Annotated in this window: 21 protein-coding genes, 1 pseudogene and 1 riboswitch; of the genes and pseudogenes, 15 read left to right on the forward strand and 7 right to left on the reverse strand. The window is 39.2% G+C overall.

Annotation, left to right across the window (positions count from 1 at the left end; genetic code table 11):
- Positions 1-43: 43 nt before the first annotated feature.
- Both AS180_RS06245 and AS180_RS06250 read right to left on the reverse strand, forming a co-directional pair.
- Complete coding sequence (locus tag AS180_RS06245; RefSeq protein WP_062686555.1) at positions 44-1,234, reverse strand: dicarboxylate/amino acid:cation symporter; 1,191 nt, start codon at positions 1,232-1,234, stop codon at positions 44-46.
- Between the two features lie 143 nt (positions 1,235-1,377).
- Positions 1,378-2,283 carry an RluA family pseudouridine synthase gene (locus AS180_RS06250; protein WP_062686556.1) on the reverse strand — a complete coding sequence of 302 codons (906 nt, stop codon included), beginning with the start codon at positions 2,281-2,283 and terminating at the stop codon, positions 1,378-1,380.
- Between the two features lie 151 nt (positions 2,284-2,434).
- Here AS180_RS06250 and AS180_RS06255 point away from each other — a divergent pair, with 151 nt between their 5' ends.
- From AS180_RS06255 to AS180_RS06285, 7 genes are all read left to right on the forward strand, one after another.
- The gene (locus AS180_RS06255; RefSeq protein WP_025908490.1) at positions 2,435-2,836 is read left to right on the forward strand and encodes a DUF5365 family protein; all 402 of its coding nucleotides are present in this window, start codon (positions 2,435-2,437) and stop codon (positions 2,834-2,836) included.
- A gap of 125 nt (positions 2,837-2,961) precedes the next feature.
- A complete protein-coding gene (locus tag AS180_RS06260) occupies positions 2,962-4,500 on the forward strand; it encodes a bifunctional GNAT family N-acetyltransferase/carbon-nitrogen hydrolase family protein (protein WP_025907832.1) in 1,539 nt (512 codons plus the stop codon).
- A gap of 90 nt (positions 4,501-4,590) precedes the next feature.
- Complete coding sequence (locus tag AS180_RS06265) at positions 4,591-5,145, forward strand: glycerol-3-phosphate responsive antiterminator (RefSeq protein WP_025907831.1); 555 nt, start codon at positions 4,591-4,593, stop codon at positions 5,143-5,145.
- A 217-nt stretch (positions 5,146-5,362) separates the two neighbouring features.
- Positions 5,363-6,190: an MIP/aquaporin family protein gene (locus AS180_RS06270; RefSeq protein WP_025907830.1), complete on the forward strand. Its 828-nt coding sequence runs from the start codon at positions 5,363-5,365 to the stop codon at positions 6,188-6,190.
- 65 nt (positions 6,191-6,255) lie between these two features.
- On the forward strand, positions 6,256-7,746 hold the full coding sequence (gene glpK, locus AS180_RS06275; RefSeq protein ID WP_025907829.1) for a glycerol kinase GlpK: 1,491 nt from the start codon (positions 6,256-6,258) through the stop codon (positions 7,744-7,746).
- 225 nt (positions 7,747-7,971) lie between these two features.
- Positions 7,972-9,651: a glycerol-3-phosphate dehydrogenase/oxidase gene (locus tag AS180_RS06280; protein WP_062686557.1), complete on the forward strand. Its 1,680-nt coding sequence runs from the start codon at positions 7,972-7,974 to the stop codon at positions 9,649-9,651.
- A 192-nt stretch (positions 9,652-9,843) separates the two neighbouring features.
- Entirely contained in the window at positions 9,844-11,595 is a 1,752-nt protein-coding gene (locus AS180_RS06285; RefSeq protein WP_061784701.1) for a phospho-sugar mutase, read from the forward strand.
- Between the two features lie 31 nt (positions 11,596-11,626).
- Here the strand turns inward: AS180_RS06285 and AS180_RS06290 are convergent, their stop codons facing one another.
- Together AS180_RS06290 and AS180_RS06295 are read right to left on the reverse strand one after the other, a co-directional pair.
- Positions 11,627-12,190: a biotin transporter BioY gene (locus AS180_RS06290; RefSeq protein ID WP_224840310.1), complete on the reverse strand. Its 564-nt coding sequence runs from the start codon at positions 12,188-12,190 to the stop codon at positions 11,627-11,629.
- Positions 12,191-12,379: 189 nt separating this feature from the next.
- Positions 12,380-12,637, reverse strand: a complete 258-nt coding sequence (locus tag AS180_RS06295) for a YhdB family protein (RefSeq protein WP_025907825.1) — start codon at positions 12,635-12,637, stop codon at positions 12,380-12,382.
- Positions 12,638-12,884: 247 nt separating this feature from the next.
- On the opposite strand from AS180_RS06295, the gene AS180_RS06300 reads away from it, so the two are divergent.
- On the forward strand, positions 12,885-14,294 hold the full coding sequence (locus AS180_RS06300) for a SpoVR family protein (RefSeq protein ID WP_025907824.1): 1,410 nt from the start codon (positions 12,885-12,887) through the stop codon (positions 14,292-14,294).
- Between the two features lie 36 nt (positions 14,295-14,330).
- On the opposite strand, the gene AS180_RS06305 is transcribed toward AS180_RS06300, so the two are convergent.
- From AS180_RS06305 to AS180_RS06315, 3 genes and pseudogenes are all read right to left on the reverse strand, one after another.
- Positions 14,331-15,320 (reverse strand): acrylyl-CoA reductase family protein, encoded by a 990-nt coding sequence (locus AS180_RS06305; protein WP_025907823.1) that lies wholly within the window; start codon positions 15,318-15,320, stop codon positions 14,331-14,333.
- A gap of 109 nt (positions 15,321-15,429) precedes the next feature.
- The gene (locus tag AS180_RS06310) at positions 15,430-16,164 is read right to left on the reverse strand and encodes an amino acid ABC transporter ATP-binding protein (protein WP_025907822.1); all 735 of its coding nucleotides are present in this window, start codon (positions 16,162-16,164) and stop codon (positions 15,430-15,432) included.
- A 30-nt stretch (positions 16,165-16,194) separates the two neighbouring features.
- A pseudogene (locus tag AS180_RS06315) lies at positions 16,195-16,356 on the reverse strand (cysteine ABC transporter permease); the annotation flags it as partial.
- A 152-nt stretch (positions 16,357-16,508) separates the two neighbouring features.
- Between AS180_RS06315 and AS180_RS06320 the strand changes: the two are divergent.
- From AS180_RS06320 to thiD, 7 genes are all read left to right on the forward strand, one after another.
- Positions 16,509-16,709, forward strand: a complete 201-nt coding sequence (locus AS180_RS06320; protein ID WP_035319942.1) for a hypothetical protein — start codon at positions 16,509-16,511, stop codon at positions 16,707-16,709.
- Between the two features lie 84 nt (positions 16,710-16,793).
- Positions 16,794-16,892, forward strand: a riboswitch (TPP riboswitch).
- Positions 16,893-16,972: 80 nt separating this feature from the next.
- Entirely contained in the window at positions 16,973-17,599 is a 627-nt protein-coding gene (gene tenI, locus AS180_RS06325) for a thiazole tautomerase TenI (RefSeq protein ID WP_025907819.1), read from the forward strand.
- Entirely contained in the window at positions 17,583-18,710 is a 1,128-nt protein-coding gene (thiO, locus tag AS180_RS06330) for a glycine oxidase ThiO (RefSeq protein ID WP_025907818.1), read from the forward strand. Before tenI ends, thiO begins: the two co-directional genes overlap by 17 nt.
- Positions 18,707-18,910: a sulfur carrier protein ThiS gene (gene thiS, locus AS180_RS06335; RefSeq protein ID WP_025907817.1), complete on the forward strand. Its 204-nt coding sequence runs from the start codon at positions 18,707-18,709 to the stop codon at positions 18,908-18,910. The genes thiO and thiS overlap by 4 nt, the downstream gene beginning before the upstream one ends.
- Before the next feature lie 5 nt (positions 18,911-18,915).
- On the forward strand, positions 18,916-19,683 hold the full coding sequence (locus tag AS180_RS06340; protein ID WP_025907816.1) for a thiazole synthase: 768 nt from the start codon (positions 18,916-18,918) through the stop codon (positions 19,681-19,683).
- Positions 19,680-20,702, forward strand: coding sequence for a thiazole biosynthesis adenylyltransferase ThiF (locus AS180_RS06345; RefSeq protein WP_062686558.1), 1,023 nt, complete (start codon positions 19,680-19,682; stop codon positions 20,700-20,702). Before AS180_RS06340 ends, AS180_RS06345 begins: the two co-directional genes overlap by 4 nt.
- Positions 20,703-20,722: 20 nt before the next feature.
- Positions 20,723-21,523 carry a bifunctional hydroxymethylpyrimidine kinase/phosphomethylpyrimidine kinase gene (gene thiD, locus AS180_RS06350; protein WP_062686559.1) on the forward strand — a complete coding sequence of 267 codons (801 nt, stop codon included), beginning with the start codon at positions 20,723-20,725 and terminating at the stop codon, positions 21,521-21,523.
- The last annotated feature ends 46 nt before the right edge of the window (positions 21,524-21,569 follow it).

Consider the following 21,569-nt stretch of genomic DNA (forward strand, 5'->3'; position numbering starts at 1 on the left):
CTAAAAAGCACAGCCTCACAGGCTGTGCTTTTTAGTGTCAAATTCAGCTAGCTTTTTGAATGGATTCAGCTTTGGGTTTCTTAGAAGTAAAGCGATTAACTAATTGTGAAATCGCTCCGTCTCCAGTTACGTTACACGCTGTTCCGAAGCTGTCTTGAGCCATGTATAGTGCAATCATGAGAGAAGCCATCGTCGCATCAAAACCTAGCATTGTTTGCAGTAAACCTAAAGAAGCCATAACGCCACCACCTGGTACACCCGGTGCAGCAATCATTGTAACACCTAACATTAAAATGAAAGGTAAGACTGTCCCAAACGCCACTTCTGTACCATTGATGTACAGTACCGCCATTGCACATGAAACAATGGTAATAGTGCTTCCTGACAAGTGAATCGTTGCTAGTAATGGAATTGAAAAATCAGCTACTTTATCGCTTACTCCGTTCTTTTTCGCACGTTCCATTGTAACGGGAATTGTTGAAGCGGATGACTGCGTACCAAGTGCTGTAAAATAAGCTGGCATCATATTTTTTAATAAAGCAAGCGGGTTTTTCTTAATCAACGTGCCAGATACACTGTATTGAATAAGTAAAATAGCAAAATGCAGAATTAAAATCATCAAAAATACCTTTGCAAAAACGCTCACAATTGTTTGCACTTGACCACCTTGTGTCATGTTAGCGAAAATCCCCAGAATGTGAATGGGCAATAAAGGAATAATGACTTTACCGATGAGTAGTTCCACAACCGAACGGAAATCAATCATTACTTTTTTTAATGAATCATTTTTAATAGCGGCCATGCCTAGCCCCAGAGTAAAAGCTAAAACAAGTGCTGTCATCACTTCCATTGGAGCCGGAATTTCAAGCTCTAAGAAAGGTTTTAATAATGCTTTCTCAGGGTTTTCAAACGCAGAGGATTGAATGGAGTTATTCAACATAACCGGATATAAATTATGGGCAACAAGATAAGCCAATAATCCAGCTATTGCTGTGGATCCATAGGCTAGAGCAGTTGTTAATCCGAGATACTTTCCTGCTCCCTTTCCAATCTCTCCGATTCCTGGAGCAATGAATGCAAGAATAATGAGAGGAATTGCAAATTCTAAAAAGTTTCCAAATATTTCATTAAACGTAGCGAATATACGAACAAACCATCCCGGCATAAAGCTTCCGATTACAACACCGGCAAAAATGGCCAGAATAATCCGTGGTAAAAGCCCAATTTTTTTCATGATGTCCTCCTGTGAAGTACAAATGTTTTCTAAGAATGTATTATACAGAAAGAGTAACGAAATGTTAAGAGGAAATTTTGTTCAGGGCAAAGATAAAACAGCTTTGTTCTACACGCTTAGTGTTGAACAAAGCTGTTTTATCTTTAAAAATACTGGTTGTAAGGAATTAACGGAGCTTGATTCGTTTTTGCTGTTATGCAAATATGTTCATCTGTAAACGGGTGCCAAAAGGCTAGTTTAAAGGCATGTAAAGCTTGCTGTTGACCACTTTGTTTGCGTCCACCATACAAGGTGTCACCGATTAAAGGATGGCCAATAAAACTTAAATGCACGCGAATTTGATGCGTGCGTCCACTTTCAAGCATAAGTGAGACGAGCGTTTCGTTTTTTGACTTATTTTGTGTCAACACTTGAAAATGAGTAACTGCAGCTTGCCCGGATTTTGAGACTCTTCGCCTTGTAGAGTGATGACGGTCTTTCCCAATTGGTTCTGAAATTGTTCCTTGTTTTCTAGCAAATAGTCCATGTGCAAGAGCAACGTATGATCGCTTAATTTTTCTCTGCGCAAGCAGTTGGTCGAATACAGAACTAGCAATACGGTGTTTTGTAAATAGAATAGCTCCTGACGTATCGCGGTCAAGCCTATGAACGTGTCGGGGTTTTGTATATAAACCTTGCTTAGAAAAATAATAAGCAGCGGCATTTAACAGCGTCTTAGTATCCTCAGGAGATGAAGGGTGCGTATCCAGGCCCTGCGGTTTATTTATAATTAACACATGAGGGTCTTCATACAAAATCTCAAGCTGCAGAGGATACGGCTTAATCGTATGCTCTTCTGGACTGTAAAGATGAAGGTCGGCTTTATCTCCTTCTTGTAGCACGTAATTCCACGATAGCGTTTCCCCGTTTATTTTGATGCTTTTATTCATTCGAAATAAATGCAGCGTTTTTTTAGGAAGATGCCACTTTTCTTTTAAATATTCTTCAATTGTTAACTGATTGTCTTGCTTAGTAATGGGAATTGTTACCCATTCACTCTGTACATTCACGCTTATCTCATCCTTTTCTTTCATGAATTATGGTAGATTTCAACAAGTGCGGAAGTTCCTTTTTTTAGGAGGAAATAACTACCTTACCTTCTTTGTTTTTATTTATGTTATCCTACGTATATAAACTTGTTTTATAAAAGGAGGGGCAACGTTGAAAATTGCATGTGCAGCTCCAGCTGAGATGGAACATTACATAGAAGAATTAACGGAACAACTTCTATACGATTTATTACCTCAATATGTATCAGATGAACGGCTACAGCATATTCATAATCATTATTTACTTGGTCATCATGATGAGTCTAACCCATTATATAATGGATTACTTGATGAAGCATTGCAAGTCATTAGTAGTTTACAAACGGTTATTGCTTTAGTTGAATCGATTCAACATCGTCCAATTGAAAAGAGTGATCGTGATCGATTCAGTAAAAATGTTAGAATACTCAGTAAATTTGGGTTTATCTTTCCTTTATCTATTGAACTATTTGAACGAGAAAATTTACTTGTATCCTATTCACAGACCTCATCGCAAACTGAATATTATCATTAAAATAGGAGCATCCGCTGGATGTTCCTTTTTAGGATGTTGAATAGTTAGAATTTTTAATTTTGTTTAATATAATGAAAAAAAGGGAAACTAAATTCTCAGTTATGTGCGAAAGAGGGTTGTTAAATATGTCAACAATAGATTTGTCAAAGTTTGAGAAAAAAATGATTATCCGAAACATTAAACACTCTGATATAGATGCAATTTTAGCACTTCAAAAACTATCATTCCCAGGGATGGAGCCGTGGAAGCGTGAACAGTTAGAAAGCCACCTAGAAATTTTTCCAGAAGGTCAAATTTGCGCAGAGTTTGACGGTGAAATTATTGGTTCATGTTCAAGCTTGATCGTCAACTTTGATGAGTATGATGACCAGCATACATGGGATGATATTACAGACGAAGGGTATATTACAAATCATAATCCAGAAGGCTATAACCTATATGGGATTGAAGTGATGGTTCATCCAAATTATCGAGGCATGAAAATTGGACGACGACTATATGAAGCGCGCCAAGATTTAGCACGTGAACTGAACTTAAAGAGTATTATTATTGGGGGGCGCATTCCTAACTACCATAAGCATTCAGGAGAAATGTCCCCTCGTGAATATGTAGAACAGGTAATTCATCATAAAATCTATGACCCTGTTTTATCGTTTCAATTAATGAACGGTTTTACTTTGATGCGCATCAATCCTGGCTACCTGCCAGATGATTTAGCTTCTAATAAATACGCAACGCTCATGGAATGGAATAACGTAGACTATGTACGACGTTCAAAGCGTCATTTTAAAACATCATTCCCAGTGCGTATTTGTGTTGTGCAGTATATGATGAAGCAAATCAATTCGTTTGAAGAATTTGCTACTCAAGTGGAGTACTATACAGACGTTGCGTATGATGCAAAAGCAGATTTTTGCGTATTCCCAGAAATATTCACAACGCAGCTTATGTCATTTTTAGATGAGCAAATTCCAAGTAAAGCAATTCAGCGCCTTACAGAGTACACGGAAGAATATATTGAGCTTTTTACAGGGTTAGCTGTAAAATACAACGTAAACATTATTGGCGGTTCACACTTTGTTGAAGAAGATGACGGTGATATCTTTAATATTGCGTATTTATTCCGCAGAGATGGAACAATTGAGAAACAGTATAAAGTTCATATTACGCCAAATGAACGCAAATGGTGGGGCATTAGTCCAGGAAATGATGTCGAAGTATTTGATACAGATTGCGGGAAAATCGCGATCCAAATTTGCTACGATATTGAGTTCCCTGAACTGGCACGTATCGCAACGGATAAAGGAGCTAACATTATCTTTACACCTTTCTGTACGGAAGACCGTCAAGGTTACTTACGTGTTCGCTATTGTTCTCAGGCACGCGCTGTGGAAAACCAAATCTACACCGTAATTGCAGGAACAGTAGGGAATTTACCAGAAACGGAAAATATGGATATTCAATACGCGCAATCAGCTATCTTTGCCCCTTCCGATTTTGAGTTTGCAAGAGATGGTATTGTAGGGGAATGTAATCCAAATATTGAGATGGTTGTGATTGGGGACGTTGATCTTGAGATTTTACGCAGACAGCGCCAGTCAGGAACAGTTCGTCAGTTAAAAGATCGTAGACATGACGTCTATAATATTAAATATAAAAAGTAAATTATTTTACACCATGCAAATGCATGGTGTTTTTTTTGCTCATCTTTTGTCATAATATAAAGAAATAAATAAACAGAGTGAGGGGAAAACATGAGTTTTCATGGACAATCCGTTTTGCCTGCTGTACGTGATATGAAGCAGTTGGAACGTTTTTTAGCAAGTGAATATGAGTATGGCGTTTTGTTAGATAACCAAGTGGGATTACTGCGAGGCATTATGAAAGAAGTTCATCGTCATCAAAAAAAAATGATTATTCATCTCGATTTAATACATGGCCTAAAGCAAGATGAATATGCAGTTGACTTTCTATGTCAAGAATTGAAGCCAGCTGGCATTATCTCCACTCGTACCAACGTGATCTTAAAAGCGAAACAGCGAGGTATTTATGCCATTCAGCGCGTCTTTTTGCTAGATAGTACAGCCCTTAAGAAAAGCTATGAGCTCATTAAAAAGGTCGAGCCAGATTTTATTGAGCTGCTACCAGGGATTATTCCATCACTTCTTAAAGAGGTAGCGGAAGAAACCGGGATACCAGTTCTCGCAGGTGGTCTTATTCGAACGGAAGAAGAAGTAAAGAATGCAATCGCTGCAGGTGCAGCTGCAGTCACTACTTCGAATAAACAATTGTGGAATACATTTAAATAAAGAGTTATGAAGTTTGAATTTTTTGTCGGAAATGTATTGACAACGCTTTCAATGGCTAGTAAACTTGTAAACAAGTTAATACATGTGACGGAGAATAGGAGATCCACGATATAGCTCTTTAAATTTATATACATGAATTTAGAGGGAAGTATGGTGGATTTTTTTATTCTCTTATCGTTGTAAACGGTTTCTTATTAGACCGAAGGAGGGTTTTTATATGAGTCCATTTTTAGGTGAAGTAATTGGCACGATGATTTTAATTATATTAGGTGCTGGGGTTTGTGCCGGCGTTAATTTAAAAAAATCATATGCAGCAAATTCAGGTTGGATTGTTATTACGTTTGGTTGGGGACTAGCTGTTGCAATGGCTGTATACGCAGTTGGTAACATTAGTGGTGCTCACTTAAATCCAGCTGTAACAATTGGATTAGCCATTGTCGGAGATTTTTCGTGGAAGGAAGTACCACTTTATATACTAGCACAAATGATTGGTGCAATTTTAGGAGCAACATTAACATATTTACACTATCTACCGCATTGGAGAGAAACAGCTGACCAAGGAACAAAATTAGGTATTTTTGCAACAGGGCCAGCTATCCCAAATCCATTTTCAAACTTATTAAGTGAAACAATTGGCACATTTATTCTAGTGGTTGGCTTATTAACAATTGGAGCAAACGAGTTTACAGAAGGATTAAACCCATTAATTGTAGGTTTTCTTATTATAAGTATTGGTTTATCACTCGGTGGTACAACTGGTTATGCTATTAACCCTGCACGTGACTTAGGTCCCCGTATTGCACATGCAATTTTACCGATTGCAGGAAAAGGATCATCAAACTGGGGTTACGCTTGGGTACCTGTGTTAGGACCTGTAATAGGTGGATCGTTAGGAGCAGTATTTTACCTTGCAGCATTTAAAAACCAAACAGGCAGTGCATTATGGATTGTATTAACAATTGTAGTAATAGTATTTGCAGGAATATATGGTTTATCAAAAGAAAAAAATGCACCAGGAATGGTAAAGAAAAGCGCTATTAAATAAATGAATGCGTTTTAATCAGAGCCAGAGTAAAATAAAAGAAATGATACGAAAAGGGGAAATAAAATATGGAAAAATACATTTTATCATTGGACCAGGGAACAACAAGCTCTCGTGCAATGTTATTTAATAAAAAAGGAGAAATTGTTCACGTTGCTCAAAAAGAGTTTACTCAATACTTTCCTAATCCAGGTTGGGTAGAGCATAATGCTAACGAGATTTGGGGCTCTATTTTATCAGTTATCGCTTCTTGTTTATCAGAATCAGGGGTAACGCCTAAACAAATTGAAGCAATTGGAATTACAAATCAGCGTGAAACAGCAGTTGTGTGGGAAAAAGCAACAGGTAAGCCGGTTTATAATGCAATTGTATGGCAATCTCGTCAAACAGCAGGCATTTGTGAAGAGCTGAAAGAAAAAGGATACAACGATACGTTTCGTTCAAAAACAGGTTTGTTAATTGATGCGTACTTCTCAGGTACAAAAGTAAAATGGATTTTAGATAATGTTGAAGGTGCACGCGAGAAAGCTGAAAACGGTGAGCTTTTGTTCGGTACAATTGATACATGGCTGATTTGGAAGTTATCTGGAGGAAAAGCTCATGTAACCGATTACTCGAATGCGTCTCGTACACTAATGTTTAATATTTACGATTTACAATGGGATGATGAGCTATTGGATATCTTATCAGTGCCAAAATCAATGTTACCTGAGGTCAAGCCATCATCAGAAGTGTATGGGCATACGGTTGATTACCATTTCTTTGGTCACCACATTCCAATTGCAGGAGCAGCAGGGGACCAGCAAGCAGCTTTATTTGGACAAGCATGCTATGAAAAAGGAATGGCGAAGAACACGTATGGAACTGGGTGCTTCATGTTAATGAACACGGGTGAAAAAGCCGTTAAGTCTGATCATGGGCTTTTAACAACGCTAGCTTGGGGCGTAGATGGAAAAGTTGAGTATGCACTAGAAGGAAGTATCTTTGTAGCTGGTTCTGCCATTCAGTGGCTTCGCGATGGGCTGCGCATGTTTAAGGATGCAAAAGAAACAGAAAAATATGCTAATCGCGTAGATTCAACAGATGGTGTATACATGGTTCCTGCTTTTGTAGGTCTGGGCACACCGTATTGGGATAGTGATGTTCGCGGTGCCATGTTTGGCTTAACGCGAGGTACAAAAAAAGAGCATTTTATTCGAGCTACGCTAGAAGCATTAGCATATCAAACAAAAGACGTGCTAAGCGCAATGGAAGCTGATTCAGGCATTACATTAAAAACCCTTCGTGTAGACGGTGGAGCAGTTAAAAACAACTTCTTAATGCAGTTCCAAAGCGACTTGTTAAACGTGCCGGTTGAGCGTCCTGAAATTAATGAAACAACGGCGTTAGGAGCAGCTTATCTTGCAGGTCTGGCTGTAGGCTACTGGAAAGATCGCGAAGAGATTGCGCAGCAGTGGAATATGGAAAAGTCGTTTGAACCTGATATGGAAGAAAGCCGTCGTGAGGACTTATATGCAGGTTGGAAAAAAGCAGTTAACGCAGCGATGGCGTTTAAATAAAAGTAAATGTAAATATTGTTATTTTGCGTTTTAAAATTGAAAAATTCCTACTGAGATAGAGGAAAAACCTTTAAAATGAATCATGGTTATGCTATACTAAAAACAAGTTAATAATTTGGTTGGAGAATCGGAGAGACCACGAATCCATATGTTATACATATGCGATTTGTGGTCTCTTTTTTTAGATAACTGTAAAAAAATGAAAAAAGAAAAGGGGAATGACAAATGTTTTCAAGCAAAACGCGTGTAAATAAATTAGAAGAAATGACAACTCAAAAATATGATTTACTTGTTATTGGTGGAGGTATTACAGGATCAGGAATTGCTTTAGATGCAGCAAATCGCGGAATGAAAACAGCATTAGTTGAGATGCAAGACTTTGCATCTGGAACATCAAGTCGTTCGACAAAGCTCGTGCACGGTGGTCTGCGTTATTTAAAACAGTTTGAAGTTAAAATGGTTGCGGAAGTTGGGAAAGAGCGTGCAATTGTGTATGAGAATGGTCCGCACGTAACAACACCAGAGTGGATGCTACTACCGTTTCATACAGGAGGTACGTTCGGAAAGTACTCAACATCTGTAGGACTACGCGTATATGATTATCTAGCAGGTGTTAAACGCTCTGAGCGCCGTAAAATGTTCAGTGCTGAAGAAACATTAAAGCGTGAGCCTCTTGTAAAGTCACAGGACTTAAAAGGTGGCGGCTATTATGTTGAATACAAGACAGATGATGCACGACTAACAATTGAAGTAGCGAAAGAAGCAGCAAGTCGCGGTGCAGATTTAGTGAACTACACAAAAGTAGAGGAATTTATTTACGACAACGGAACGGTTATTGGCGCAGTTGTTGTTGATCAAATCACGAAAAAATCGTACAAAATTCATGCGAAAAAAATTGTTAACGCAGCTGGTCCTTGGGTTGATTCTCTACGTGAAAAAGACAATTCAAAAAAAGGAAAGCAGTTACAGTTAACAAAAGGCATTCACTTAGTAATTGATCAAAAGCGTTTTCCACTGCAACAAGCTATTTACTTTGATACACCAGATGGGCGGATGGTGTTTGCTATCCCGCGTGATGGTAAAACGTACGTTGGAACAACGGATACAGTTTATAAAGAAGATGCAAGACATCCACAAATGACTGTGAAAGATCGTGAATACGTAATTGAAGCAATCAATTACATGTTCCCAACAGTAAACATTACTGTTGATGACGTTGAATCAAGCTGGGCTGGTGTGCGACCATTAATTCATGAAGAAGGAAAAGATCCATCTGAGATTTCACGTAAAGATGAAGTATGGACATCACATTCAGGTCTAATTACGATTGCTGGAGGTAAGTTAACTGGGTATCGCAAAATGGCAGAGCTTGTGGTAAACACAGTTGCAGAGCAGTTAAAAGCAGAAGGAGCTACGTTTAAGCCAAGTCAAACAAAAAATTTACCAATTTCTGGAGGATATGTGGGTGGTTCTAAAAACTTCCCGAAATTTGTCGAGGAAAAAGTGAAAGTTGGCGTAGAGCTGGGGTTGTCACCTGAAGCAGCTACAAAGCTTGTTAAGCGTTATGGTTCTAACATTGATGTATTATATCGCTACATGACAGACTACAAGGATAAAATGAAGGCAAGTAACTTACCGACAAGCGTATTTTTACAAGTACAGTATGGAATAGAAGAAGAGATGGTGACAAAGCCAATCGATTTATTTATCCGTCGTACAGGCGCGTTATTCTTTGATATTGCTTGGGTTCGTGAGTGGAAAGAAGCCGTTATTAAATACATGGCACAAGAGCTAAGCTGGACGCCTCAGCAAACGTCTGAGTATAGCCAAGAGCTTAACAAACATTTACATGATGCAGTTGTGCCAGTTGATGAAAAAGGTAGCCAAATCGCTGATATTTCATGATACAATAGTACTGTATTTCAATAATTGTCAATTGCGTAAGAAGTAATAGCAGGAAATTCGATTCTTTCATCGGATTTTTATCATATTGCGTTACAATATTGACAAGGTATGACATGTCATTTTAAAGGGAAAGGCGACATTTGTCGTTTTTCTCTTTTCATACATAAAGGTATTGATGAGGAGGCTTTTTTCATGAACTGGAAGCAAGTATACACATCTTGGATTGAAAATGTACATTTAGATGAAGAGTTAAAGGAAGCGTTAGCAAACATTAAAGCGGATGAGAAACAGCTGGAAGATTGTTTCTATAAAAACTTAGAGTTTGGTACAGGTGGAATGCGTGGCGAAATTGGTCCAGGTACTAACCGTATGAACCTGTATACAATTCGTAAAGCATCAAAAGGATTTGCAGACTACATTGCTGCTGCAGGTGAAGAAGCGAAAACGCAAGGAGTTGTTATCGCTTACGATTCAAGACATAAATCGCCAGAATTTGCGATGGAAGCTGCTAAAACGCTTGCAACTGAAGGGATTAAAACATACGTATTTGATGAGCTTCGCCCAACGCCGGAGCTATCTTTTGCAGTTCGTCAATTAGGTGCTTTTGGTGGGATTGTTATTACAGCGAGTCATAATCCCCCTGAGTACAACGGTTATAAAGTATATGGTCCAGATGGTGGTCAGCTGCCTCCAAAAGAAGCAGATGAGCTTGTAGGATACGTAAATGCTGTTGAAAACGAACTTGAGCTGTCAGTAAAAGAAGAGCGAGAGTTAAAGTCAGCTGGTTTGATTGAAATGGTTGGTGCTTCCATAGATGAAGCGTATAATGAGAAGCTCAAAACCATCTTATTAAATCCTAGCTTAGCACAAGAGATAGGTCCAGAATTAAAAGTGGTCTTTACACCACTTCACGGTACGGCTAATAAACCGGTTCGAAAAGCGTTAGAAACAATCGGTTATACGAACGTAACTGTTATTGCAGAACAAGAGTTACCAGATCCTAATTTCTCAACAGTAAAATCACCGAATCCTGAAGAGAAAGCAGCGTTTGAATATGCTGTGAACAAAGGAAAAGAAATCGATGCAGATTTATTGATTGCTACAGATCCAGATGCCGATCGATTAGGAATTGCTGTGAAGGATTCAAGCGGTGAATATGCATTGCTGACAGGAAACCAAACGGGAGCAATTTTACTTCACTACTTGCTTTCTCAGAAAAAAGAACAAGGTGTGCTTCCTGAAAACGGTGTTGTATTAAAAACAATCGTAACATCAGAAATAGGAGCTGAGATTGCTCGTTCGTTTGGCTTACATGTTGTCGACACGCTAACAGGGTTCAAGTTTATTGGAGAAAAAATCAAGCAATACGAGCAAACAGGGGAATACGAATTCCAATTTGGTTATGAAGAAAGCTATGGTTATTTAATTGGTAGCTTTGCACGTGATAAAGATGCGGTGCAAGCTGCTGTGTTAGCAGTTGAAGTATGCGCGTATTACAAAAAGCAAGGTATGACGCTTTACGAAGCACTTCATCAAATTTTTGAAACATACGGTTTCTATCAAGAAGGATTAAAGTCATTAACGTTAAAAGGAAAAGAAGGATCTGAACAAATTCAACATATTCTTGCGACGTTTAGAAATGAGCCACCAAAAGAGATTGCAGGTCTTAAAGTATCTGTTCTTGAAGACTATACGCTAGGAACTCGTCAGTTTGTTGAAAGTGGAAAAGTAGAAGATATTGAGCTTCCAAAATCAAACGTACTTAAATATGTACTAGAAGATGGTTCATGGTTCTGCTTACGTCCATCTGGTACAGAACCAAAAGTTAAGTTTTATTTTGGTGTCGTAACCAAGGATGAGCAAGCGAGCGCTAACCAGTTAGCTGAGGTTCAAAAAGCCGTTATGAATCAAGTAGAAGAAGTTATTAATCGCGTGAACGCTTAAAAAAAGGCTGAGCTTATTTGCTCAGCCTTTTCTATACAGCTTTATTTGAATGAATTCCTTTGTAATAAGGAGAAGCTGTTAAAGCTTTATAAATTCGAGGCGCAATTAACGCCGCTATAATCGTAAAGATAATGTCTTTTACACCAAACCAAAGCATAACTTTCCAAGCTGTTGCGTAGCTCATTGCTGGAGCTTCTAACCAATAGTTAACGGCCATGTACATATACGTTGTTCCAATGATATAGATAATGGCAATACCTGCAAGCGAAGCGCTTATAAATACTGAAAGGTGAGGTTTCCCTTTCCATTCAATAATTTTCCCCACCACATAGGCAGCAACGATATATGATAATAAAAAGCCGCCCGTACTGCCAAATAAAACACTAGCTCCTGATTTAAACTGAGCAAATACAGGTGCTCCTGCAAGCCCCACAAGGAAGTATACAATCATGGAAATAGCCCCTAAGCGACTTCCTAATAAAATCCCTGCTAGTATTACGAAAAATGGCTGCATAGACAGTGGAACGCCAGCTACCTGTAAGAATGGTGCCCAAGATGTAATATTTGCACCAATAGCCATGAGAGCTGCGAACATCCCTGCTAATGTTAAATCAAGTGTACGAAAACGAAGTTTTCCACTCAAAGTAATCTTCTCCTTCATATGTAAGATAGTCAATGATACTCAAATTGTACGTGTAAATGATTATTTATGTCAACTTATTTTTTATTCAGGTTCACAAAAAAGAAAGAAGAGGAAAGCCTCTTCTTTTATCTATAGGTAATGTTACGTTAAGGGATCCACTGCCATAAAATCATTCAGGTTGTGCTCTGAAAGCTCTGAGGCATGGTCAATATAACGCAATAACGAATACAGTTCTTCTTGAATTACTCGATAGTTTCGTTCAAAGTTGTAGGCGTGTAAAAAATGTTCGATTTTCTTTGAAAGAAAATCATCTTCAGTACGAACCATTAAAATTAACAAGTTATCCCATTGTGATCGATTCGTGTAATATAAAGCACGGTCATAATCAATTGTGTCCATTAACAGTCCTCCTTTTGAGGAGTTGAAATTAGTGTATGACATTTACGAAATTTGTTCCCCTGTAAATGTTGGTCAAAAGACCAATGTATAAATAAAGGTTAGGGGGCCAAAATGAAATTAGAATCGATTATTTTTTCTAAAAGTAAAACACTACCTTCCTAATTTCTTATAAAGAACCTGATTCAAAACACATGATTTGTGTCATTAGGACATAGATTGAATTAAGGGATATAAAGGGGGAGTTGTAGTGAAGGAAGCGGACTATAAACAACTACATCGAGCGATTGACGAAATTACTGAAATTGCAACAGGTTTTGGTTTAGATTTTTATCCAATGAGATATGAAATTTGTCCAGCTGATATTATTTATACATTCGGTGCATATGGCATGCCTACAAGATTTTCTCACTGGAGCTTTGGAAAGCAGTTTTATAAAATGAAGCTCCACTATGACCTTGGTTTAAGCAAAATTTATGAACTGGTTATTAACTCAGATCCTTGCTATGCATTCTTACTTAACTCAAATGCACTGATTCAAAACAAGCTTATTGTAGCCCACGTTTTAGCTCATTGTGATTTCTTTAAAAACAACAGCCGTTTTGCAAACTCGAAGCGAGATATGGTTGAAAGCATGGCTGCAACTGCAGATCGTATTAAAGAATATGAAGTACAATATGGAAAGCGAGAAGTGGAGAAGTTCTTAGATGCCATTCTATCGGTTCAAGAGCATATTGACCCATCCTTAATGAGAGCAAAGCTGTCATGGAGCATGGATGATGTAGAAGAAGAACAGGAAGAGGTGTCATCACCATACGATGATTTATGGAACCTGGATTCACGCGGGAAAAAGAAGAGCCGTCAAGTAGAAATGTTTAAGAAATTTCCACCTCAACCTGAGAAGGATATTCTTTTGTTTATCGAACAATACAGCCCATATTTAGAAGAATGGCAGCGCGATATTTTAACGATGATGAGAGAAGAGATGCTGTATTTTTGGCCACAGCTTGAAACAAAAATTATGAACGAAGGCTGGGCATCCTATTGGCATCAGCGAATCATTCGTGAGATGGACTTAACAAGCGATGAGGCCATTGAGTTTGCAAAGCTAAATGCAGGTGTTGTCCAACCGTCCAGAACAAGCATCAACCCTTATTATTTAGGCTTGAAGATCTTTGAGGATATTGAAGAACGTTATGATAATCCTACTGCTGAAATGCAACGACGTGGTATTCAAAAAGGCTCAGGGCGAGAGAAAATGTTTGAAGTCAGGGAAGTTGAATCTGATATTTCATTCATTCGAAACTACCTAACAAAAGACCTTGTCATGAGAGAGGATATGTACTTATTTCAAAAACAGGGGAAAGATTATAAAATTGTGGATAAAGACTGGACAGAAGTGCGAGATCAGCTTGTTAACATGCGCGTAAATGGTGGTTTTCCATATATTACAGTCACGAATGGTGATTACTTAAAAAATGGAGAGTTATACTTAAAACATTGGTATGAAGGAATTGAACTAGATGTTAAATATCTAGAAAAAGTTGTGCCATACTTGTATCAATTGTGGGGGAGACCAGTGCATCTAGAAACCGTAATGGAAGAAAAGCCAATTGCATTTACGTACGACGGGAAAACGGTGCATCGAAAGCACTTATAATGAAAGGAGAAGCATTCGCTTCTCCTTTTAGCGTGTTTAGAGTTTAATGAGGATACGACCTTGAGCCTGTCCTTCAAGCAGTGTTGGAAGATGGTTCGGTACATCATTAAGAGAGATTTCTTTTTGAATGAAGTCTTCAAGCTGATATGGCTTAAAAGTTGTTGCTAGCAGCTTCCATGTCTCGTTTCGAAGGGACATTGGGCAATAGACAGAATCAATACCGAGTAAGTTCACACCACGTAAAATGAATGGGAAAACTGTAGTTGGGACAGCTGTTCCAGCCGTTAAGCCACTAGCTGCAACAGACCCACCGTATTGAAGTTGTGATAGCACGCTTGCGAGCGTTTCACCGCCTACGCTATCGACTGCAGCAGCCCACTTTCCTTTGGCGAGTGCTTTGACCTTTCCGTTGTAAACATCTTCTCTAGTTAAAAGAGTGGTAGCCCCAAGATTGGTTAAATAGGTGGCACTAGAAGATTTTCCAGAGCTCGCAGCAACCTCATAGCCCAGCGTTGATAAAATAGAAACCGCAAAGCTTCCCACACCACCTGTAGCGCCAGTGACTAGGACAGGACCATCTTGTGGTTTCAAGCCCGAATCAATTAGCTTCTTTACAGATAAAGCAGCCGTAAAACCAGCTGTTCCAATTATCATAGCTTCTTTTAAGGTTAATCCATCGGGAAGAGGAACAATCCAGTCGGCAGGAATACGAGCGTATTCACTATAGCCACCGTAATGAGACACTCCAATTTCATAGCTGGTTGCAATCACTTCATCACCGCTTTTAAAGCGAGGGTTATCCGAAGTAACAACCGTACCTGCTAAATCAATTCCTGGTACAAATGGATACGCTTTGACGATATTTCCATTGGGAATGCTAGCTAGGCTATCCTTATAATTGATACCTGAATAGTGAACTTTAATGAGGACATCACCTTGTGGTAAATCATCAAGTGTGAGCGTTTTGATATGAGAATGAACCTGTTCTTCTTCTTTTGTTAATACAAGAGCTTTAAAATTTTGCATGTCCTCTTGTCTCCTTTCATATCATAAATCTTATGTTTATTATAAAAGACAAAAAGTCAAAAGTATAATGTAATGCAGATAATGAAAAAGACTGCGGTTAAGCAGCCTTTTACTGAATCATATTTAAAAAGCGACGAGTTCGCTCTTCTTTAGGTTTTTGGAAGATCTCTTCTGGTGTTCCACGCTCCATAATAACGCCTTGGTCCATAAAGATTACTTCATCTGCCACTTCGCGAGCAAAGCGCATTTCATGTGTAACCACGACCATGGTCATACCTTCTTTTGCTAAATCTTTCATAGCTTTTAGCACATCACCTACAAGCTCAGGGTCTAAAGCAGATGTAGGCTCATCAAATAGCATGACTTTAGGATCCATAGCCATTGCACGCGCGATACCCACACGCTGCTGTTGTCCTCCTGATAATTGAAATGGATAAAAGTTCACTTTGTCTCCTAGACCAACTTTTTGTAGTAGGGAAACAGCGCGCTCTTTTGCCTTTTGTTTTGGAACACCTTTTACAATAACAGGTCCTTCCATGACATTTTCAAGCGCTGTTTTGTGAGGAAACAAATTGTAGCTTTGAAAAACCATTCCCGTTAAGCTGCGAAAAGACGTTATCTTTTGCTTCGGTAAATTTTTCTCAAAGCTGACCTCTTGGTTATCGATGATGATTTTACCATTAGTAGGAAGTTCCAGTAAGTTTAAACAGCGAAGAAACGTTGTTTTTCCGGAACCTGAAGGACCAATTAGAACCACTACTTTACCTTGCTCTATGTTTAAATCAATTCCTCGCAATACGTGTAAATCATCAAATGATTTATGAAGGTTCGTAATGTTAATCACGCTAATAAACTCCTTTTTTAATACGGTTATCTATCTTGAGACATAACGGTCAAGCTTTGCTTCAATGCGTCCTTGAACAATGGAAAGAATGGTACACATAATCCAATATAAGAGAGCTGCTTCCGTATAAAGTAGTAAAAATTCATAGTTTGTGGCCGCAATCTCTTGTGCTCGACGAAACATTGTAGATAGCCGATGATACTTTAACAAACGTGACGCTCTTCTCTTATCGTTTTTGGGACAATTGTTTTATTTTGATCAGATATTCCTTACTCATACTCGAAACTTGTTATAATAGAGAGAAGAGCATTGAAATTAGGATTTGAAAAGTGGAGATAAGTTTAATGAGAAAACGTGAAGTATGGAAATATATTTTATTGATTGTAACAATTGCGGGACAAGTCATTAGTTTTATCTTTTTAATGGTCAACAGTATAGCTGCTTTGTTATTCTACGGATTTTATATTTTAACATTTGCCATCTTACTGAGCTCATTTCTGTGGGAAGAGCATAGGGAAAAAGAAAAAGAGCTCGAAGATTATTAGCTCAATACATGAGAAAAATGGTCCAGTAGGTTGTAATCACTCACAAATATGTTATACTTCTAAATGAAAAGTGAAAATATTAGAAAAAATCACTAGGGGAGCCTTTATGGCTGAGACGAAAAATTCGGACCCTTTGAACCTGATCTGGTTTGTACCAGCGTAGGGAAGTGGATGAGCCATGTTTACATAATTAATGCATGCCAAACCACTCTACGTTGTAGAGTGGTTTTTTACGTTTATGTCGAAATAAAGGTGAGGATGCTATGGTACCCAAGTTACACGCTGTGTCAACAGGGAAACAGCCTCTTGAACAGCTTTTGAAAATTATCAGAGACATTGAACCATATGTAGGAGCTATCCATATTCGAGAAAAAGAACGAACGGCACGAGAGTTAGAAGTGCTTATTGGAGACCTGAAAAAAGAAGTTCCGGCTTCAAAGCTAATTGTTAACGATCGAGTAGATGTAGCTTTTGCTGCTCAAGTCAAAGGTGTGCATTTGGCTTATCACAGTCTAAGTGCTCAAGGAGTAAAAGCACATTTTCAGCAATTGATTGTTGGTAAATCTGTACACAGCGTTAAAGAAGCAAAGGAAGCTGAACAATCAGGCGTCGACTATGTCATTTATGGTCATATCTATCCATCGCAATCAAAACTGGGTCAAACACCTCGGGGACTTGAACAGCTGAAACAAGTCGTTGATTCAGTGCAGATACCGGTAATTGCAATCGGGGGAGTTATGCCTTGCAATGTAAGAGAGGTATTGAGTACAGGGGCACATGGCGTCGCTGTCATGGCTGGTGTATTTAAAGATGAAAACCCGTTACAAGCGGCAAAGGAATACGGTGAACAACTACGAAAGTGGAGTGATACATATGGAGGCACATTATGATGCGCTCGTTATTGGTGGTGGAGTTATTGGAGCTTCAACTGCGTATCAGCTTTCTAAAATGGGGTATAAGGTAGCCATTTTGGAAAAAAATCAGATTGGTTGTGAAGCATCGGGAGCAGCTGCTGGAATATTAGGAGCACAAGCTGAAATTGATGAAGAAGGGCCTCTTTTGGAACTAGCCATTCGAAGTAGAGCACTTTTTCCGAATCTGGTAGCTGAATTAAAAGAAAAAACAAATATTGATGTTGAGCTCATTCAAAAAGGCTTGTTAAAAGTAGCAACAACTGAAGCTGAAGCAAACGTGCTACAAGACAAAGCGGAGCGCCACAGACGGTGGGATTCAGACGTTAGGTGGTTATCTCCTGACGCAGCAAGTGAAGCTGAACCGCTCTTAACCCCTGATACATACGGGGCGATTAGCATCCCAAAAGATGGACAGCTGATGCCAGCTAAGCTAACTCATGCTTTGGCACACGGAGCTTTATACCATCAAGCGGCAATTTATGAGAACTGTCATGTCCATCACTTTATATACGATAACAAAAAGGTAGTTGGCGTTCGGACATCAGCGGGCAACTTTTACAGCGACCAAGTGATGGTAAGTGCAGGTGCTTGGACAAAAGAGCTGGTGGCCGCTATTCATCCAAAGCATCTGTTTCCTATTAAAGGTGAGTGTATATCTCTCACGACGAATCAGCCAAGCATTCAAAAGACTATTTTTTTAGATGAAGGATTTTATATTGTTCCAAAAGCAGGAGGAAGAGTAGTGATTGGAGCTACAAAGCGCGCCCATGATTACACGAAGCACGTATCTGCAGAAGCTATTGAATTTCTAATTAGCAAAGCGATTTCTCTCGTTCCATCACTTGCAAATGCATCGTTTGAAAAAGCATGGGCAGGACTTCGTCCGCAAACAGTAGATGGGTGGCCGTATTTAGGACAGCACCCTGAGCTAGATAATGTTTACTTAGCTTGTGGGCACTACCGAAACGGTATTTTACTAAGTGCGATTACAGGGAAAATTATGGCGGAACAAATGATGGGTGAACATCCAAAACATTCCTTTTTTACGGCTTTTCGCTTACAAAGAGAAATGGAGGGAACGTATTGAACTTAATAATTAATGGGAAAAGCGTTGATATAGATTCCTCAATTCAGACGGTTTCTCAACTATTGGAATCAAGAGATTTACACGAGAAAGTGGTTATTGTCGAGTTAAATAAAAAAATTTTACAAAAGCAAGATCATGAAAAAGCGTTGCTATCAGAAGGCGATTTATTAGAGATTGTTTCATTTGTAGGAGGAGGATGAAAGTTATGTTGAAAATAGGAAAATATGAATTTGCATCTCGTTTGCTTTTAGGTACAGGGAAGTTTCCAGATTACACAACGCAGCGTCAAGCAGTGGAAGAATCAGAAACAGAAATTTTAACATTTGCAGTGAGAAGAATGGATATTTTTGATCAGTCTCAGCCTAACTTACTTGAAGCTCTTGATGTTAAAAGATTTACGCTCTTACCAAATACAGCTGGAGCCAAAAATGCTGAAGAAGCTGTTCGGATTGCAAAGTTGGCAAAAGCATCTGGGCTGTGTGATATGGTCAAGGTTGAAGTAATTGGCTGTGATAAAACGCTATTGCCAGACCCAATTGAAACATTAAAAGCAAGTGAAGAATTGCTAAAAGAAGGATTTACAGTGTTAACGTATACGTCTGATGATGTTGTACTTGCTAGAAGACTCGAGGAATTAGGCGTTCATGCTATTATGCCTGGAGCTTCTCCAATTGGATCAGGACAAGGAATTATTAACCCGCTGAACCTGCAGTTTATTATTGAGCAATCTAATGTGCCTGTGATTGTAGATGCGGGTATCGGTACAGCTTCTGATGCTGCCAAAGCAATGGAGTTAGGTGCAGATGGTGTTCTATTAAACACGGCTGTATCAGGTGCAAAAGATCCTGTAAAAATGGCTCGCGCGATGAAGCTTGCAATCGAAGCGGGGCGTGATGCTTACTTAGCTGGTCGCATTCCATTTAAAGAATATGCGGTAGCCAGTAGCCCAACAGAAGGGATGAGCATCGGGTGACAGCGCGCTATTCACGTCAAGAGCTCTTTTCTCCAATAGGTAAAGAAGGACAGAAAAAGTTATCACAAAAGCATGTCTTATTAATTGGAGCAGGTGCGTTAGGGACAGGAAATGCGGAAGCGCTTGTTCGAGCCGGAGTTGGAAAGTTAACAATAATTGACCGAGATTATGTGGAGTGGAGTAATTTGCAGCGTCAGCAGCTTTATAGCGAGAGGGATGCAGCTAATCGTATTCCAAAAGCAGTAGCTGCTTCGGAAAGGCTCGTCGAAATTAACGGAGATGTTGATATTGAAGCGCACGTAGCGGACGGGACTCCTCAATTTATTGAACAGCTGTTGGTAAACGTGGATTTAATAATCGATGCTACGGATAACTTTGATACACGGCTTGTGATAAATGACTTATCACAAAAACACCGAATTCCCTGGATTTATGGAGCATGTGTGGGGAGCTATGGAATTAGCTATACGATTGTTCCTGGAGAAACCCCATGCTTAGCATGTTTGCTGGAATCAGTACCTTTAGGTGGAGTTACGTGCGATACGGTAGGGATTATTAGCCCTGCTGTCCAAATGGTTGTTTCACATCAAGTCACGGAGGCACTAAAGATTCTTGTAGAAGATCATGAGGCGCTACGGTCACAGCTAGTATCATTTGACGTTTGGAGAAATGAATACCGTACCATAAATGTTCATGCTCTAAAATCGGATGAATGTTCATCGTGTGGTCAACACCCAGTTTTTCCTGCGCTTCAATTTGAAAACCAGTTAAAAACAGCGGTACTATGCGGACGTGATACTGTACAAATTCGCCCTGCAAAGGCAACAAAAGCACCTAACATAGTGGAGTTAGAACAGCATTTAAAAGGTAAAGGGTACCGAGTGGACCGAAATCCGTATCTTTTGTCCGTAGCAATTGATGATTATCGCCTTGTTGTGTTTCAAGATGGAAGAATCTTTGTACACGGCACAAAAGATACCGTAGAAGCAAAGAATCTTTATCACCGTTATATCGGGTAAATGACGAAAGGAAGATTTTTATGAGTGTAGCAAAAGCATTGACAATCGCTGGCTCTGATAGCGGAGGAGGAGCCGGAATTCAAGCAGACTTAAAAACATTTCAAGAGCGTAAGGTATTTGGAATGTCCGCTATCACAGCAGTAACGGCTCAAAACACTTTAGGTGTTCAAGGTGTGTATCCGTTAACTGAAGAAGCAATTGCCACGCAAATTGATTCAGTTGTTACTGATTTGCGTCCGGATGCTATTAAGACTGGCATGCTTTTTAGCTCTGATATTATTCGTATTGTTGCGGATAAGCTACGTAAGTATGAACTGAAAAATGTAGTAGTGGATCCGGTTATGATTGCAAAAGGGGGACAATCACTACTTCAGCAAGAAGCTATTGCTGCGCTAAATGATGTACTGTTACCATTATCTGAAGTCGTGACGCCTAATATTCCTGAAGCAGAAATTATGACGGGATATGAAATTACAACGATGGAACAGCGCAAAGAAGCAGCCAAAAGTCTTCATAGCCTTGGAGTGAAAAATGTGGTGATAAAAGGGGGACATGACAAATCACAAGAGGAGATGGTTGACTTAGTGTACGACGGTCAGTTCTTTCATGAAATTGTTCATAAGCGTGTAGATACGAAGCATACGCATGGAACAGGTTGTACGTTTGCTGCTTGTATAGCAGCCGAGTTAGCTAAAGGGACAACTCTTCTAGAATCCGTTCAGCTTGCTTCAGATTTTGTTCATGCTGCGATTAAGGACACGTTACAAATTGGAAGCGGGCATGGACCTACAAACCATTGGGCTTATCGCAAGCTTACGTAAAACAACATGACAGCAAAAAGCAGCATCTCTACTTTTGAGATGCTGT

This window comes from Priestia veravalensis (assembly GCF_001457055.1).
GTDB lineage: Bacteria > Bacillota > Bacilli > Bacillales > Bacillaceae_H > Priestia > Priestia flexa.